16 protein-coding genes are annotated in these 16,643 nt (G+C 41.8%); all 16 read left to right on the top strand.

The genetic code is table 11. The features are described 5' to 3' along the window. The first annotated feature begins 5 nt into the window (after nucleotides 1-5). The 16 genes from UB51_RS20190 to UB51_RS20115 all read left to right on the top strand — a co-directional run bounded on the left by UB51_RS20190 (nucleotide 6) and on the right by UB51_RS20115 (nucleotide 16,618). Nucleotides 6-2,726: a stalk domain-containing protein gene (locus tag UB51_RS20190; RefSeq protein WP_044878827.1), complete on the top strand. Its 2,721-nt coding sequence runs from the start codon at nucleotides 6-8 to the stop codon at nucleotides 2,724-2,726. A 59-nt stretch (nucleotides 2,727-2,785) separates the two neighbouring features. Continuing rightward, on the top strand, nucleotides 2,786-3,958 hold the full coding sequence (locus tag UB51_RS20185) for a sensor histidine kinase (protein ID WP_044878826.1): 1,173 nt from the start codon (nucleotides 2,786-2,788) through the stop codon (nucleotides 3,956-3,958). Beyond that, the gene (locus UB51_RS20180) at nucleotides 3,945-4,667 is read left to right on the top strand and encodes a response regulator transcription factor (RefSeq protein WP_044878825.1); all 723 of its coding nucleotides are present in this window, start codon (nucleotides 3,945-3,947) and stop codon (nucleotides 4,665-4,667) included. The genes UB51_RS20185 and UB51_RS20180 overlap by 14 nt, the downstream gene beginning before the upstream one ends. Before the next feature lie 120 nt (nucleotides 4,668-4,787). Then, a complete protein-coding gene (locus tag UB51_RS20175) occupies nucleotides 4,788-5,213 on the top strand; it encodes a hypothetical protein (RefSeq protein ID WP_044878824.1) in 426 nt (141 codons plus the stop codon). Nucleotides 5,214-5,353: 140 nt separating this feature from the next. After that, on the top strand, nucleotides 5,354-7,420 hold the full coding sequence (locus UB51_RS20170; protein ID WP_044880322.1) for an ATP-dependent helicase ComFA: 2,067 nt from the start codon (nucleotides 5,354-5,356) through the stop codon (nucleotides 7,418-7,420). A 19-nt stretch (nucleotides 7,421-7,439) separates the two neighbouring features. Next, nucleotides 7,440-8,264: a ComFC family protein gene (locus UB51_RS20165; protein WP_234405480.1), complete on the top strand. Its 825-nt coding sequence runs from the start codon at nucleotides 7,440-7,442 to the stop codon at nucleotides 8,262-8,264. A 125-nt stretch (nucleotides 8,265-8,389) separates the two neighbouring features. Then, nucleotides 8,390-8,800 carry a TIGR03826 family flagellar region protein gene (locus tag UB51_RS20160; protein ID WP_044878823.1) on the top strand — a complete coding sequence of 137 codons (411 nt, stop codon included), beginning with the start codon at nucleotides 8,390-8,392 and terminating at the stop codon, nucleotides 8,798-8,800. Nucleotides 8,801-8,962: 162 nt separating this feature from the next. Beyond that, nucleotides 8,963-9,247, top strand: a complete 285-nt coding sequence (gene flgM, locus UB51_RS20155; protein WP_044878822.1) for a flagellar biosynthesis anti-sigma factor FlgM — start codon at nucleotides 8,963-8,965, stop codon at nucleotides 9,245-9,247. An 8-nt stretch (nucleotides 9,248-9,255) separates the two neighbouring features. After that, entirely contained in the window at nucleotides 9,256-9,756 is a 501-nt protein-coding gene (locus tag UB51_RS20150) for a flagellar protein FlgN (protein ID WP_044878821.1), read from the top strand. Nucleotides 9,757-9,775: 19 nt separating this feature from the next. Then, on the top strand, nucleotides 9,776-11,341 hold the full coding sequence (flgK, locus tag UB51_RS20145; RefSeq protein ID WP_044878820.1) for a flagellar hook-associated protein FlgK: 1,566 nt from the start codon (nucleotides 9,776-9,778) through the stop codon (nucleotides 11,339-11,341). A gap of 22 nt (nucleotides 11,342-11,363) precedes the next feature. Next, nucleotides 11,364-12,284, top strand: a complete 921-nt coding sequence (flgL, locus tag UB51_RS20140; RefSeq protein WP_044878819.1) for a flagellar hook-associated protein FlgL — start codon at nucleotides 11,364-11,366, stop codon at nucleotides 12,282-12,284. Between the two features lie 16 nt (nucleotides 12,285-12,300). Beyond that, complete coding sequence (locus UB51_RS20135) at nucleotides 12,301-12,870, top strand: DUF6470 family protein (RefSeq protein ID WP_144407045.1); 570 nt, start codon at nucleotides 12,301-12,303, stop codon at nucleotides 12,868-12,870. Between the two features lie 83 nt (nucleotides 12,871-12,953). Beyond that, the gene (locus UB51_RS20130) at nucleotides 12,954-13,406 is read left to right on the top strand and encodes a flagellar assembly protein FliW (RefSeq protein ID WP_044878817.1); all 453 of its coding nucleotides are present in this window, start codon (nucleotides 12,954-12,956) and stop codon (nucleotides 13,404-13,406) included. A gap of 1 nt (nucleotide 13,407) precedes the next feature. Further along, nucleotides 13,408-13,647 (top strand): carbon storage regulator CsrA, encoded by a 240-nt coding sequence (csrA, locus tag UB51_RS20125; protein ID WP_044878816.1) that lies wholly within the window; start codon nucleotides 13,408-13,410, stop codon nucleotides 13,645-13,647. Between the two features lie 148 nt (nucleotides 13,648-13,795). Beyond that, on the top strand, nucleotides 13,796-14,611 hold the full coding sequence (locus UB51_RS20120) for a flagellin N-terminal helical domain-containing protein (protein WP_044878815.1): 816 nt from the start codon (nucleotides 13,796-13,798) through the stop codon (nucleotides 14,609-14,611). Between the two features lie 129 nt (nucleotides 14,612-14,740). Continuing rightward, nucleotides 14,741-16,618 (top strand): glycosyltransferase, encoded by a 1,878-nt coding sequence (locus UB51_RS20115; protein WP_044878814.1) that lies wholly within the window; start codon nucleotides 14,741-14,743, stop codon nucleotides 16,616-16,618. Nucleotides 16,619-16,643: the final 25 nt, after the last annotated feature.

Below are 16,643 nucleotides of genomic sequence, written 5' to 3'. Positions count from 1 at the left end.
ATTTCATGAAAAGTAACATAGAAGACAATCAGAGTAGAGTGGTTAGATCGACAGGTAAAAAGTGGCTTGTCATTACGATGGCAGGCTTATTATGGATCAGTCCAGTACTAGGTAGCGGTATACCGCTGAACGGTCTTTATTCAAGTTCCGAAGTTAGCGCAGCCTCCGCGACGGTTAAGAAACTGGGAGAGGAGATTATTACCTCTGGAGCTATACTTATGAAATATGAGTTCACGACGACGCGTTCTGGATCGACTGCTAAGGCGCTGGCTGATGTGATCAGAGTGGATCTTAACAATCCTAATGTGAAACTTGATGTAATGAACGGTAAGGATGGTAAGTTCACTACCAAACAAAGTACAGGAGGCATGGCTAAGGAGAATGGAGCTGTGGCTGCTGTAAATGGTGATTATTTCATCACAAGTGGAGAAGGAGCTCAAGGAGCGCCTCTTGGTGGACAAATTACGGATGGCGTTCTGATGTCGACACCTGCCGATTTGAAAGGGATGTATTCCTTTGCAGTTACGACAGATGGGAAACCGCTAATTGACGAATTCGCTTTTGAAGGATCGGTAACAGCGCAAGATGGTGCGGAATTCCCTTTGTCCGGTATTAATAAAACAATATATTATCCTGAAGGTACAGGATCTACCTATAGTCATGTTAACGCTATGTATATGTATACTAGCGCATGGGCGTCGACAGACCGTCCTAAAGACAGCCTATCTACACCTACAGAAATACTGGTACAGAATGGTGTTATTACTCAAATATCCAATAAAGGCGGATTATCTATATCCGTGCCGGAAGACGGGTACATTCTGCGGACGCATGGAACAGCGGCTAATTTTGCGAATGAACATTTCACTGTGGGGCAGACATTGGACGTTAAATCGATGCTTCGCTCGGAGACTACAGGACAACAACTTGATCCTAGCTCAATTCAGACGATGATTGGTGGACATACGCTTCTGGTTAATAATGGTCAAGCATCAGCCTTTACACGTGAGATCAGTACGATTGCTGGTGTCCGCTCACGGACGGCGCTAGGTTACTCGAAGGATGGGCGATATGCCTATATCGTAGCAGCGGAGAAGAACGGGAATAGCTCTGGGATGTCCTTAGCTGAGCTTCAGACGTTCATGGTGAATATCGGGGTATGGAAGGGCATGAATCTAGATGGTGGTGGCTCTACAACCATGATGAATCGTCCCTTAGCTGAATCGAACACCGTGTTAACCTTTGATACGGAGTACGGCACAACTCAACGAAGTGTCGTGAATGCAATGGGTGTATTTAGTACAGCGAAACAGGGAGAGTTGAAAGGGTTCAAGATCAGTGGAGGCACTTCATTACTAATAGGACAGGAAGTAGCCTATTCACTTAAGGGATATGATACGTATTATAATCCGATAGATGTGACTCAAAGTAATCTAAGTTGGACCGCTAGTAATAGTAATGTAAAAGTTAGTGGACAGAAGATCGTTGGCGTTAAACCAGGTACAACTACTATTACTGCCAAAAGTGGTCAAGCCAAGACGAGTATGGAAGTGAAAGTGCTAGGTGCAAGTGAGATTTCAAGTCTAAGCATAGCGAACTCAAGTGCGTTACTGAAGGCAGGAACGAAGGTGTCTATTCCTGTCACAGCTACAACGAAAGATGGACAGAGTAAGAAAATTTCGGCGAGTGCTCTGAAATGGGAGTTTATAGGATTTAAAGGAAAGGTACAAGATGACCAGCTAACAGTCTCTTCCGTGGATGCTAATGCTAAAGTAGGTTATGCTATTGGACGTTATGACGGATTTAGTACGGTCGTAGTTCTCTCTGGATCTGCAACAGAAAGTATATGGGAGAATTTCGAGAATGTGAGCTATCCGATTAAATTCACAAGTAATTCGGCACAAGTAACGGGATCAGCAACGATTACCCAAGGTAGTGGCGATCATGCGAATTCGAAGGTAATGCAGCTTCAGTATGATATGACCAAAGGCAGTGGCAAGATGTACGCTTATGGTGAATTGAATGGTACAACAGGTAAAGCTATACCAGCCACCGCGACATCGATGTCCTTAGATGTAGAGGGAGATAAGAGTCTGAACTGGCTTCGTGCAGAACTGATAGATCATGATGGAAAGACGGTATATATCGATCTTGCCAAAACGATTGACTGGAGCGGTTGGAAGACGATTAATGTAGATTTAAGTGGAAGTAATATTAAATTCCCAGCTCAGTTGAAAAGATTATATGTGGTCAATGTCGAAGAAGGACAAGATGAGCGAGCATTAACGGGTAAAGTTTCTTTTGATAACATTAAGTTTACGATGCCTTCGCTGTCTAGTGATGCTAATCTACCTCAAGCAAAAGCGACGATGAATATAGGTCTCAAGTCCATGACTGTCAATGGTCAGAAGAAAGCGATAGATGTCGCTCCGCTTATGGCCAATAATACGACTTATGTTCCTGTACGCTTTGTTCTGGACGCTTTTGGTGGGACTGCGAGTTGGGATGCCGCTAACCAGAGGATAACGGTTCTTCGTGGAAGCAAGATGATCGATCTGACCGTGGGCAAGAAAGAGTTTATCCTTAATGGGAAGATGATTAGTTCTCAAGTAGCACCTTTTGTTAAAGAAGGCAGGACTTTAATTCCGCTACGCTTAGTGTCGGAGCAACTAGGTCTGAATGTGAAATGGGAACAAAGTACGAAGACCGTCACAATCGAATCATGATATGTTATGATAAGAATTATTGTCAATATGGCATAAGTTAGAAATGGAGTAGAACTTAAGTGGATTTTCAAGCTGAAGCAATAGATAAAGTAATCAAGAACGCTATTGAAGTGGTGGAGAGTAGTAAATATCAAATGTATGAGATCTTAGAGAGTGCTAGGGATGAATTAGCTACTCTTAATCAAGAGCTTCAATTTGTGATACAGGAAACTACGGTTACTCTCGATCGAGTTGATCAACTTGAAATAAACTATCGCCGATCAAGAATCCGGCTGACAGAAGTCAGCCGGGATTTTGTGAGGTATAAAGAAGAGGACATTAAACAGGCCTACGAGAAGGCTACCCAGTTACAGCTTGATCTGATGATTTATCGTGAGAAAGAGATGTATCTTAAGGCAAGACGAGATGAATTACAGAAGCGGTCTCGTAGTGTAGAGAATTCTGTAGCGCGCGCCGAGAGTGTCGGATCACAGATGGGTGTGGTTATGGAGTATCTAACCGGTGAGATTGGTCAAGTGAATAAGATCATTAAGACAGCCAAGAATCGGCAACTTATTGGATTGAAGATCATACTGGCTCAGGAAGAGGAACGCAAACGAATTGCGCGTGAAATACATGATGGCCCTGCACAATTGCTTGCAAATCTAGTTCTTAGGACGGAAATTGTTGAAAGAATGATAGCAAAGCAGGATTTTAATATGGTCCAAGCCGAAATAGTAGATTTGAAGGGTCAAGTCCGTGCCAGTCTTGAGGAGATGAGGAAGGTTATATTTAACCTCCGTCCGATGGCATTGGATGATTTAGGACTTATACCTACGTTACGTAAATATGTTCATGATTTTGAGGAAAAGACAAGAATTCGTTCATCGTTCGAGACAAGGGGAATGGAACAACGGTTTTCTTCTGCTATGGAAGCAGCTATTTATCGTCTTGTTCAGGAAGCAATCACAAACGCTTTCAAACATGCGAACCCTACGCATGTAGTGGTAGAAATGACATTTCAAGCACAAATGGTCAAGATCGTTATACAAGATAATGGTTGTGGGTTCAAAATCAGTCTGATCGAACAGAAGAGAAATGAACATTTCGGATTAATGGGTATGCGTGAACGCGTGGAGCTATTAGAGGGTAGGATGGAAATCTTATCGGAGCTCGGTCAAGGTACCAAAATCGTAATACATATCCCGACAAATGTCGATAAAACGAAAGGAGTAACACATGGTGAGCATTGATTCTGGGAAGAGTAATATAAAAGTCCTTTTGGCTGATGATCATCAGTTGTTTCGCGAAGGTCTTAAGCGAATTCTGAATATGGAAGAGGACATGGAGGTTATCGGGGAATGTGGCGATGGCATTCAGGTGCTAGAATTCTGTAATGACGAGAAACCTGATATTGTCCTTATGGATATAAATATGCCTCTAAAGAATGGTGTGGAGGCAACGGAGAAGCTTCGGGGATTATTCCCTGATATAAGAGTTATCATACTATCTATTCATGATGATGAGAGTTATGTATTTGAGACGTTACGCAAAGGTGCGAATGGTTACCTATTGAAAGATATGGAGGCTGAGTCTCTTATAAATGCTATTCGTTCTGTTCATGAAGGTTATGCATTCATTCACCCTAAAGTGACGGGTAAATTGATTCAGCAACTGCGCCGCATGACGTATGTGAACGAGGCTGGTGCTATGAGTGAAAGTACGATTAAAGAAGCTGGTGTTAAGTTTGTTGGTGGGGAGAATAATCCGCTGACGCGCCGGGAATCTGAAGTACTTCGTCTTATGGCTGAAGGAAAGAGTAACAAGATGATTGGTGAGTTCCTCTTCATCAGTGAGAAGACAGTTAAGAATCATGTTAGTAGCATTCTTAGTAAGATGGACGTGGATGATCGGACACAAGCTGTTATTAATGCAATTAAATATGGGTGGGTAACCTTGTAGGTTCAATATTATATATTGAGCCATGTTCCTTTTTCTCTACGTGTGGGCAAGATACATTAACCGTGTCACCGAGCTTCTTCTGCCGGCATATATTGTCGGTAAAGAAGGAGGTGAGTTTCGATGGTTATCCAACTAGTGTGGATTGTTGCCATCTATGGGATAGCTGTGGCTATCGTCCATGGACTCTACGCGATACGTAAGATGAAGGGGAATGTAGCGCAGGAACGTTGTATCCACTATATACTTATAACTTCTAATCATGAACGGCAGGTTGAATGGTATATACGGGCGCTGCAACTGTACGGATATTTACGTGGCATTCCAATATATATTACTGTAGTCGATGATGCGTCTAGTGATGACACGGTAAGAATCATTCAGAGGCTTAAGGGACTCTCGGATATTTATGTATCCAACGTCTCTGGTTCACTTGATCGCGGTGATGAGATAAGTCATTACTTATCTATGAGAAATGATGGAGAGATCACCGTGATTGATCTCAGAATTCCTCAGGAGGTTGATCGCATCCCCTATGTTCAGGGATAAATATGGTTGTCTGTTGGCTAACAATTGCATATTTGATAAGGTGTGAAGCACACTCTCAAGTTCGGTATTCCCGAAGAGAGTGTGCTTTTTGCGTTGGATACCGTGATGTTGATATGAAGGAGAAGGGAGGAATTGAAGGTATGAAAGTTGTAGTGTATGCGATTCGTTATGGTGGGAAGTGGCGTATAAATCTCTCGCTAGATGTCAGGGTAGATCTATTATGGTGGGGACATATAGAGTCTTCAGAGTCGTATAAGATGGTACTGTTGTCTAGCGGGTTGCCACTTAGCTGGGCGCTTAGAATGAAGAGTGTGTTAAGTGATAGACAAAGTGAAGAGATGAATCACTGGGGGTTGCCTCAGTGGAAACAATATATGAAACGTGTGTTGCAGCAGGAACTTGAGGGAGAAGCTTTCCATTATTCTCATAACAGCTTATTCAGTGAGCGTGACATGTGGATGTGGGAATCTCACAAGGGGGCAGACATGCCATGGGAAGGAAGGAATGCGAACTATGTAGAGGGATGTACTAGAGAGAATGAGGGTATAAGCAACATGTCGAAGATAAAGATTCTATGGGATGCATTAGGAAAGGCATTGGGAAGTGGGCGACAAGCTGGAGATATAGGTAGCTTGTTAGTTATGCAAGAGATAGCTAGAGAAGCAGATGTGCTAGTGGCCGCATTGCGTGGCCGCTCATTATTAGCGGCGGAAGTGAATGCATTAATGGAGGAGACCTCGCCAGTTATGGTCTCTGCTTGGTTCACGGCTGCACAGCTGGCCTATCTTCAGGGCCAGCTTGTCCTTAGCGCAGGCGTTGCTCCTGCCGCAGCGCCATCCCGCGGCGCACCTTGGCGGCGGCGCGAAGCCCCCCGCTGCCGGCGCTGCGGCAGCGAAGCCCTTGGCCGCACGGCATGCGCCTCGTGCGGCAGCGCGGCTTGCGCCTACTGCGAGGCCTGCCTCGCGCTCGGGCGTAGCCGCGCTTGTACGCTGCTGCTTCGCACAGCAGCGAGTCCGGCCGTGCGTGGCGCGGCCGGGGGTTACCCCACCGAGGCCATGGGCCGGTGGGGGCTTAGCGCAGCGCAGGCGAACGCAGCCAGCGCCGCGCTAAGGTTCTTGGCGCAGCCGCCCATGCGCGGCGCGAATGGGGTTGGCCCCACCGAGGCCAAGGGCCGGTGGGGGCTGAACGCAGCGCAGGGCACAGCCAAGGGTCCCGCCCGCTTCCTCCTCTGGGCGGTCACGGGGGCGGGGAAGACGGAAATGATATTCCCACTGCTGGATTCCATCCTTCAGGTGGGAGGGCGTGTACTTGTAGCCACTCCGCGTAGGGATGTCGTCCTGGAATTGGCGCCACGACTTGCTAAGGCTTTTCCAGATGAATCTGTAGTTACTCTTTATGGAGGGAGTACCGAGCGATGGAGACCAGGTTTATTAACTCTAGCCACTACGCATCAATTAATGCGTTTCTATCAAGCGTTTGATCTCGTTGTTATTGATGAGCTGGATGCCTTCCCTTATCATAATGATCCAATGCTGGCTTTTGCCGCCTATCATGCTTGTAAACCTGCTGGTAAATTTGTGTATCTATCAGCGACGCCACCCCAAGTACTTCAGAGAGAAGTAGCTAGAGGGACAGTAGGACATGCAAGGGTACCTGTACGATTCCATGGTCACCCACTTCCTGTGCCGAAGCGAGTCTCGCTGAAGTTATTAGCACAATGTCTTTGCAAGCCCATATTACTGAGGCCGCTCTTCAAAGAACTGAAGCACTCCCTCAATCGAGGTGCGCAGGTATTTGTATTCGTATCCCGTATTCGTCATATTCAGCCTCTAGTAGAGAAACTGAGGAAAGAATTTAATTCGATTGAGGTCGAAGGAACCTCATCAGTAGATCCACTACGTGGAGAGAAAGTGATGGCCTTTCGGCAGACAACAATCCGATTACTCGTGACTACAACGATATTGGAGAGAGGTGTGACCGTTCCCAAGAGTGATGTATATGTGGTTGATGCAGATAGTGACTTATTCGATGAAGCCTCTCTTGTACAGATGGCCGGACGGGCTGGGCGTTCTTCTAGTGACCCTGCAGGCGCTGTCGTCTTTGCTTCATCGGAATGGACGCGTTCACAGCGAAAAGCAATCAGTCAGATCAAGACCATGAACCGCATAGCAAGGAAGAAGGGATATTTACATAAGCACAGATCATGAAGTAGGGAGTGGGGACATAGTGAACGTTATTCACCGACTTATCGATGGTCTGCATGGATTGTTAGCTCCACCGGGTGAACTTTGTATAGCTTGTGGAAGAAGGACAAAGATATCGAAAGAATACTTTGGTATATGTACCTCGTGTGCAGCTGGCATCCCGTGGATTACGAATCCAAGATGCCGCCATTGTGGCAGGGCTTTTGGCTGTCCTGATTGTATTAGAGAGGGAGAGATAGAACGTTCCTTCGTGTGTAATCGGAGCGCAGTTATGTATAATGAGTCGATGAGGGGATGGCTCGCTCAGTATAAATATAGAGGAAATGAAAAGTATGGTGCATTACTCGTATCCATGCTTAGTTATGCTTATAGACTTCTGTTGCAGGAAATAGCCCTTTCTAAGGTTACAGTAACGGAGCGAGGGTCATTTGATGGTGTGACCTATGTCCCCGTGAGTTCCGTACGACTTGCGGAACGTGGATTCAATCAAGCGGAGCAGCTTGCCGCTGGATTAGCATCCCAACATCGAATCTCCCTTATGCCACTTCTGGAACGAAGAGAACATACGGAGAAACAAAGCTTTAAAACAAGGCAGCAGCGAATTCTTTCCATGCAAGAAGCATTTATTACGAATACTTCTGTCATAGAGGATCTAACAACACGATGGTTACGCGGTCAGCAACGTGGTTTAGATAGAAGAATGAATGTAGTGATGCGTATATTAATAGTAGATGATATTTATACAACGGGGAGTACGATCAATGCTTGTGCTACGGTACTTAGGAACTCTTTTCTGCAACTTGGTGTTTCTGTAGAAATCTATAGTTTAACCTGGGCTCGATCGTAAGGACGCGTGTATAACAATATCTGTATATTCTCGCCAAGAAAAGGTGGACTTCAATAGAGGGAATAAGGTAATCTAATGCTATAAATTAAATCGTAGAATAACCATGAGCCGGGGGGACGTTGAAGATGAATCTGGGAAATTGTCCGCGTTGTGGTAAATTGTATGCCACCAATATAAGAGATATGTGTACGAACTGTTTCAAAGAAATTGAGAGTGAATGTCTATTATGTACAGAGTTTCTTCGCAAGAACAGAGGGGCGACGATTCATGAAGTATCCGAGGCAACAGAGGTTTCGATTAGTAGAATAACTAAATTTATTCGTGATGGCCGCATTTCTATCATAGATGCGCCTAATTTAGCTGTTCCTTGCGAAGTTTGTGGTGCTTCTATTCGTGAAGGACATATGTGTGATTCTTGTCGGACTCGTCTGACTAAAGAATTCAGTGAGGCTGGGGATGACGATCGTAATAAGGATTACAGGAGCAAATCGCAAGGTCAAGGAGCATATGGAGTCCTAGATAAATACAATAAATAGTGGACCATAGACTTAAATATGATTAAAACTATTCATAATGTTTCAGTGCTAACCGATAAATGTAGTAATGATTGTCGGTTATTTTATTTCGACCTTGACCGATATTCTTAGTACAGATTATCGGTTATTTATATATTAAGTAAAGAAAGATAGGTGGATGTTATGAAAATTAACGAGACCGGACGAATCGGAGCCATTAACTCTTATCAGCGCAATATAGAATCAGGCAGACAGAATGAAGATAAGAAGAGCCGTCGTAAGGATGAAGTATCCATCTCCACGGAGGCGATGGAAATGCTGCAGGCGAGTGATCGTACTGTGAATAGTGAGCGTGTTCAGAAGATACAAGATTTGAAGCAGCAAGTATCAACAGGCACATACAACATCGATAGCGGTAAAATTGCCGAGAAACTGATGCCGTATTTCAAACGGTTTCCCGAGAACTAGGTGAATAGATGGCACTGAATAAACTTATCCAAGCGATGGAACAGTTAGACACGGCTCACCATCACATGCTGGAGATTGCTGAATCTAAGAGAGTCACGATCATGAACAACGATGTAGAACGTCTTATTACGATTCTCAATCAAGAATCTAAGGTAATGAAACAGATTGAGCAATTGGAACAAACTCGTGTGAGTGCCTCTTATGAACTTTTGCAGGAGAAGGGGATTAAATCCCTCTTGAATCTAACCGTAACGGAGTTAGTGCGGCTGGTGTTCGATCCTGAAGATAAAAGAAAGCTTCTAGATGTCCAATCGCGCCTATCACACACCCTAGCGCAAGTACAAGAAATCAATCAATTAAACCAGAAGCTGATTGAGCAATCTTTAGCATTCATCGACTACTCGTTGGATGTCTTGATCGATAGACCCACACAAGAAGCAACCTATCAGCATCCATCGGATAAACATAACGGTCAAGGCTGGCCTGGATTGTTCGATACGCGTGCATAATACATGAGGAGGAATAACCGTGGTATCAACATTTCATTCACTTGAAACCGCTAAGCGGAGTTTGTTTACACAGACAGCAGCATTAAATACAACAGGTCATAACATTGCGAATGCGAATACGGAGGGCTTTTCCCGCCAAGTGGTTAGGATGACTGCTTCTACTCCAATAGACCCTTATGCTTTTCTACGTTCCACAGCGCCTGGTCAACTAGGTACAGGTGTTGAATTCAATTCTATTGAACGTATTCGGGAGTCGTTTCTTGATACACAGTTCCGTAGTGAGAATTCTGCATTTGGTAGCTGGACTATCCAATCCGATACATTAAGTAAGTTAGAAGCAATTGTTAATGAACCATCTGAGACGGGTTTACGCACGGTGATGGATAATTTCTATAAGTCTTGGTCAGATCTTAGTAAAAGTCCCGAAGATGTCACTGCCCGTAAGATTGTGAAAGAAACGACGGTCGCTTTAACAGATGCAATGAACCAAATGAGTCGTCAATTACAGAACTTGAATAATGATTTAGGAACCAACGTTGAAGTGAAGGGTTCGGAGATCCAAACATACCTAAATTCAATCGTCAATCTTAATAGCGCGATTACAAGAATTGAAGGTCTGGGAGATAACGCTAACGATTTACGAGATCAGCGTGATTTGATGACAGATAAGTTATCGAAGATTATTAATATTAATGTGAATGAAACGGAGCAAGGATACAATGTTTCGTTAGGAGCCCAGCAATTGATTCAAGAGGGTGCTATTGTAGCAACTGTTAACAGTGAATTTCTGAACACAGCTTATGCTTCAGGAGATTTACAGGGTGGAGAAGTACATGGAATGATCGTATTTCGGGAGAAGTTTCTGTCTGATTATACGAAGCAACTAGATAATATAGCGAATACTCTAGTTAATGGTGAGATGAAAATTACACTGCCAAAAGGTTCAGTTATTCCTAATGGTGTAGTCATTACTAATCAGGATGGCACGACGTATGCCGGATCTAAGACACTTACAGATGATTTACCTATTATTGTAAAAGGGATGAACGGACTTCATCAGTTGGGTTATACGATGGATGGAACGATTAATTCAGGGCTTCCTTTCTTTACTGCGGGTACTAATGTAGGAGGGACTATAACTGCGGGGAATATTACTCTTAATTCCGCAATTAGTGATAACCCTAATCTGATTGCAACTTCCCTTCGGACAGAAGGAACAACACCGAACGAGACAGTAATTAAAGGGAATAACAACTTGGCATTATTATTTGCTAACGTAAAAGAAACCGCCATGACATCAATGGATGACGGTACACGTTCAGCAACGGGAGGCGCGTTTTTCAACTCTATGGTGGGGCAGCTTGGGGTTCAGGCGCAAGAAGCGACACGTCAGACTCAGAATGCTACAGTTCTTACGGATCAAGTGGAGACTCGACGTCAATCCGTCAGTGGCGTATCCTTGGATGAAGAAATGTCCAATATGATCAAATTCCAACATGCTTATAGCGCTGCAGCACGCTTCATGACAACATTCGATGAGTTACTAAATAAACTAATTAATAATACAGGTATGGTTGGTAGATAACAGAATGTGAGGTAATCAAATTATGAGAGTTACCAATAATATGCTTAGTTCTCAGCTCATGCTGAACTTGAATCGTAATGCTCAAAAGATGAGTGAGACACAGCTTCAAATGTCAACGGGAAGAAAGATAAATAGACCGTCGGATGATCCTGTTGGTATTACTTACTCCTTACGTTACCGTGCAGAGCTATCCTCTAATGATCAATATCAGAAGAATGTGGATAGTGCTGTTTCTTGGCTTGAATTTAATGACACAGCGCTTAATCAAGTTGGTGAAGTTGTTCAGCGGTTAAGAGACTTAACGGTACAAGCTTCTACAGAAACCAATCCTCAAGCAGCTTTGGATAGTATTAACCAAGAAATTCAACAATTGAAAGAACAAATAGTAGATATTTCTAACAGTAAACTAAATGGGAAGTATATCTTTAACGGTCAGAAGTATGATGAGAAGCCGTATGATTTCCCTAAGAATACGGATGGATCTTCAAACACGACCGCAGCGGCGGGAGTTATAACGGATACAGGTTCAATTAACTTTATTGTTGGGGAATCAGTCCAGCTTCCTATTAATGTGAATGGTAATGAAGTGTTCGGCACAGATACAGAGTCAGATAATCTGTTTGTCATTATTAATAATATTTCAGCTGCGCTGCAATCAGGTGATTTTAATGGTATCGGAGCAGAACTAGATAATATCGATAGTCGAATGGATAAAATATTGTCTACACGTGCGGAATTTGGAGCTAAGGCGAATCGTGTAGAGTTAATGCAGGGTCGATTGAGTGATTTAGAAGTGAATCTAACGGACTTGCAGGCAAAAGTGGAGGATGCTAGTTACTCTGAATTGTCTATACAGTCTAAAATTCAGGAAAATATCTACAATGCATCATTATCGGCTGGTGCCAAGGTTATTTCTCCCTCTTTAGTCGATTTTCTAAGATAAATAGGGGGTGATGAAGGTGAGTTCACTTCAGATTCTACAGATCAGACAGACACCAGCAATCTTAGGAATAGATGCTGATTTAGGTCAGTATTCTATTCGTCAACCTAAAGCCGAACTTCAGATGAATACACAGCCATCTGAGCTGACGATTCGTCAGTATACTCCTGAATTAACGATAGATCAGAGTCGAGCATTTGAAGCATATAACGGTGGCAATTTCTTAGAAATTAATAAAAAAATCTATTCGGGAATACAACAGTTGTTTCTACAAGCCATTGCAAGTAGAGTTGAAATGGGTAATCAGATGGCGGAGATCCATAAACCAGGTCATACGATAGCGGAGATTTGGGGTTCGGATTGGAAATCCGATCCATTTCCGGAATTTAGAGGACCGGCATCTATGGATAATGTAGATATACACATTGAGACGAGGGCACCAGATATTTCTTTTCGCTCAGCAGAATCGCAATTGAATGTCGTTGTTAATCGCCCGGAAATAGAATATACACGGGGGAAGCTGGATATTTATATGCAACAATATGCATCAATCCAATTCATACCGCCAGAGATTGATGTTACGATGTAGTAAATCAAGGGCTATAGAGAGTCGCTATATGGACGTCTATAGTCTTTTTTGTGTAAAGTATTTAATAAGGGGAGTTGAAATTCATGAACATTAGTACCGCTACTTGGGGCGAAATAGAAATCAATGACGATCAAATCTACAAGTTTTCCAAAGGTATACCTGGATTTGATGAGGAAATAGAACTTGCTTTGATTCATCAAGAGAATGGACCTTTCTGTTATTTGCAATCCACGAAGGAACCCACGCTATCGTTTATGTTAGTTAGTCCATTTACGTTCTGCCCAGAATATGAATTTGTACTATCAGATGCTGACCGTGAAGAATTAGGTATCGATGAAGAAGTTATAGTCTATAATATGGTTACTATACATCATCAGGTTGAACAATCTACTATTAATTTATTGGCACCTTTAATCTTTAATCCTGTTACTCAAACTGCCAAGCAGGTTATATTGCACGAATCTGTGTATACGACTAGGTATCTAATTTTGAATGGGATGCGGTCGGAACCGAAATCTATGGAAGGTGGTAACTGATATGCTGGTGCTCTCACGTAAGAAGGGTGAATCAATCGTCATACAAGATCAGATTGAAGTGACTATACTAGGAGTAGAGGGAGATACAGTAAGGATTGGAATATCTGCGCCCAAGCATGTTGATATCTTTCGCAAAGAAGTATACGCATCAATTCAGGAGTCTAATCGTGACTCTGTAGCACCTTCCATATCGGATATCGAGGCACTAATGAAGCGGCTAAATAATCCTAATAAAAAATAAATTTATAAATATTACGATTTGCTATAAATAGTTGGCGCTGTTTCGACGATATATTATTTAGACGTTGCTTCAGTAGGGCGGCCGACCTTAACGAGGCAGCGTTACCACATGGATGTGGATAAACTTAATTTCAAGGAGGAAATATTAAATGATTATCAATCACAATATTGCTGCAATGAACACTCACCGTCAATTGGGTACTAACACTACCAACACAAACAAAGCTATCGAAAAACTATCTTCAGGTCTTCGCATCAACCGTGCGGGTGATGACGCTGCAGGTTTGGCAATTTCCGAAAAAATGCGCGGTCAAATCCGTGGTTTGGATATGGCTACTAAGAATGCACAAGATGGTATCTCTTTGATCCAAACAGCTGAAGGTGCTTTGAACGAAACACATAGTATCTTGCAACGTATTCGTGAATTGTCTGTACAATCTTCAAATGATACAAACACAGATGATGATCGTAAGGAACTTCAAAAAGAAGTAACTGAATTGACAGCTGAAATTACTCGTATCTCCACAGATACTGAGTTTAACACTAAGAAATTGTTAGACGGTGCTGGAGTGAAAAGTTCAGTATTCCATATTGGTGCCAACACGAATCAAAATATTAAATTGACTATTGAAAATATGGGTGCTGTATCACTAGGAATCTCTTCAGTGGCTATTGGATCTCAAACAGCTGCTAATGCTGCGATAAAAACACTTGATGCTGCTCTTACAAAGGTTTCAGCAGAACGCTCTAAATTGGGTGCAAACCAAAATCGTTTGGAGCATACAATCAATAACTTGGGAACGACTTCTGAGAACTTGTCAGCAGCTGAATCCCGTGTTCGTGATGTAGACATGGCGAAAGAAATGATGAACCAAACGAAGAATAACATTCTTGCTCAAGCAGCTCAAGCAATGTTGGCTCAAGCTAACCAACAACCGCAAGCTGTATTACAATTGCTTCGTTAAGAAATATAACAAAAAAAGGAACCCTAGAGGTTCCTTTTTTTGTTATATTTCTTAACTAATTGATAAGTAGAATATGACCGATATATATAATAATAGGATTTTTTATATGTGTAATGAAAGGATAATACAATGAATAAGACAATTTGCCTATGTATGATTGTGAAAAATGAAGAGAAATATCTAAGAAGATGTCTGGATAGTGTGAAAGATAAGGTAGACCAAATTGTTATAGTGGATACGGGCTCAATAGATGCAACATTAGATATTGCTGCGGAGTATACAAAGAATATATTTCATTTCACTTGGATTGATGATTTTGCAGCTGCTAGAAATGAATCCATTAAGCACGCTACATCAGATTATATTCTTGTATTAGATGCGGATGAATATTTAATTGCAAGTGGAGATTTACAGAAGGAGATTAGTTCAAGTTCTGATTATTACTTTGTGAAGATACATAATCTTCTTTCTCAGGGTAGAGCAATTAATCATATTTCTATACGACTTTTTGCTAATCATAAAGGTTTAATCTATCGTAATCGTCTACATGAGCATTTGAATACAATGGATGAGAATGCAGGTTATAAAGGTACGTTTGGAGAATTGCTAATTTATCATACCGGGTATACGGATCAAATGATGAAAGATAGGCAAAAAGAGAAAAGAAACTTACCGCTGATGTTGAAAGAGGTGAATGAGAATCCTAATGCCTATAATCTATTTAATATGGGTAGAACCTATATGTGGACGGGTGAACATGAGAAAGCAATATCTTACTTTCAAAGAGCTTACCCATTAAGTACTAATTTGATCATAATACCAGAGTTATTAACTACATTATGTTATTGCTTAGGCGAATTAAATAGGTATGAAGATGCATTACAGGTTATTAATGATGCTGTAAATATATATCCTAATGAAACTGATTTACGTCACATGCAAGGAATACTTTTTATAGAGTCTGGCTACACGAAAGATGCAGTTGTGGCATTAGAAGAATGCTTAAAGCTTGGGGACCAAGGAATTACAGTTACCGAAGGGAACGGAAGCTACACGGCTCGTTTTAGGCTGGCCGAATTATATGAGAGTCAAAATCGTATATTAAAGAGTTACGAGCAGATTGTAAAGGCTCTTCAAGACAAAAAAAGTTTCGCTCCAGGATTGAAAAAATACTTTGAAATCGTAACCAAGGCCAATATACCACTTGAAGATGTATATGAAAATATAGAACAATTATATAATGTCTCCAGCGTTGATGACCTTGAGCTCTTGCTTGAAGTACTATATGCATTAAGGCACCCTTTATTAAATAAGTATCTTACTATGTATAAAGTAAATGTTCAGGCAAATGTAATCGCATCGGCGCAGCAGTATGACAAGCAGTATATGGAAGCCAAATCAACGTGGTTACATGCAGATGAAATCGAAAGTGAAAATGGGAAGGATATTCTCTTACTATCCTTGCTGTTACAAGATGATCAACTGCTCCAATTATCCAAACCCTTACTGAATGTTAGTGAGAAGGAATGTAAAGTACTGCAAAAAATAATTTGTAATGTGGATATTAAGGCAACAAAACTTACTCCTTATCTAGAAAATATGCTGGTAGAAATGTCCGTGCACTTACTTGTGTTACAAGAATATGAAGTTTTTCAACGTATACTAGACTATGTATGGTTAGGGTCATTGGAGACTAAGTATAATGTCTCTTGTAATCTGATATCCTACGGATTTAATGAAATAGCTATAGATTTGTTGGTTAAACTATATGAGAAGCATCCTAATAATGTGAAAATAATAAGATTGTTGGGAGATACTTGTATGAATTGTAATTATCTACAGGATGCTCAACTCTTTTATACTAAGTTACTTCAAATATGTCCCGAGTATAGTTCTTATGAAAGATGTTATGAATTATATGAAAAATTGGAAGATAATGATGGTGGGAATATTATTATTGAGAGAATCAAAGATAAATTTCAGCTTTCCATGTGGGTAAAAGGCTGATAATAAGAGTATTAAATAATGAAGA

The sequence above is a fragment of the Paenibacillus sp. IHBB 10380 genome (assembly GCF_000949425.1).
Lineage (GTDB): Bacteria > Bacillota > Bacilli > Paenibacillales > Paenibacillaceae > Paenibacillus_AQ.
Note: the sequence above shows the minus strand (reverse complement) of the source record. Positions and strands in the feature narration are given on the sequence as shown.

What these genes read in the sequence shown, in the direction of transcription:
- UB51_RS20190 (WP_044878827.1), top strand. Translation starts at nt 6, where the DNA reads ATGAAAAGTAACATAGAAGACAATCAGAGTAGAGTGGTTAGATCGACA.
- UB51_RS20180 (WP_044878825.1), top strand. Translation starts at nt 3,945, where the DNA reads ATGGTGAGCATTGATTCTGGGAAGAGTAATATAAAAGTCCTTTTGGCT.
- UB51_RS20175 (WP_044878824.1), top strand. Translation starts at nt 4,788, where the DNA reads ATGGTTATCCAACTAGTGTGGATTGTTGCCATCTATGGGATAGCTGTG.
- UB51_RS20170 (WP_044880322.1), top strand. Translation starts at nt 5,354, where the DNA reads ATGAAAGTTGTAGTGTATGCGATTCGTTATGGTGGGAAGTGGCGTATA.
- UB51_RS20160 (WP_044878823.1), top strand. Translation starts at nt 8,390, where the DNA reads ATGAATCTGGGAAATTGTCCGCGTTGTGGTAAATTGTATGCCACCAAT.
- flgM (WP_044878822.1), top strand. Translation starts at nt 8,963, where the DNA reads ATGAAAATTAACGAGACCGGACGAATCGGAGCCATTAACTCTTATCAG.
- UB51_RS20150 (WP_044878821.1), top strand. Translation starts at nt 9,256, where the DNA reads ATGGCACTGAATAAACTTATCCAAGCGATGGAACAGTTAGACACGGCT.
- flgL (WP_044878819.1), top strand. Translation starts at nt 11,364, where the DNA reads ATGAGAGTTACCAATAATATGCTTAGTTCTCAGCTCATGCTGAACTTG.
- UB51_RS20130 (WP_044878817.1), top strand. Translation starts at nt 12,954, where the DNA reads ATGAACATTAGTACCGCTACTTGGGGCGAAATAGAAATCAATGACGAT.
- csrA (WP_044878816.1), top strand. Translation starts at nt 13,408, where the DNA reads ATGCTGGTGCTCTCACGTAAGAAGGGTGAATCAATCGTCATACAAGAT.
- UB51_RS20120 (WP_044878815.1), top strand. Translation starts at nt 13,796, where the DNA reads ATGATTATCAATCACAATATTGCTGCAATGAACACTCACCGTCAATTG.
- UB51_RS20115 (WP_044878814.1), top strand. Translation starts at nt 14,741, where the DNA reads ATGAATAAGACAATTTGCCTATGTATGATTGTGAAAAATGAAGAGAAA.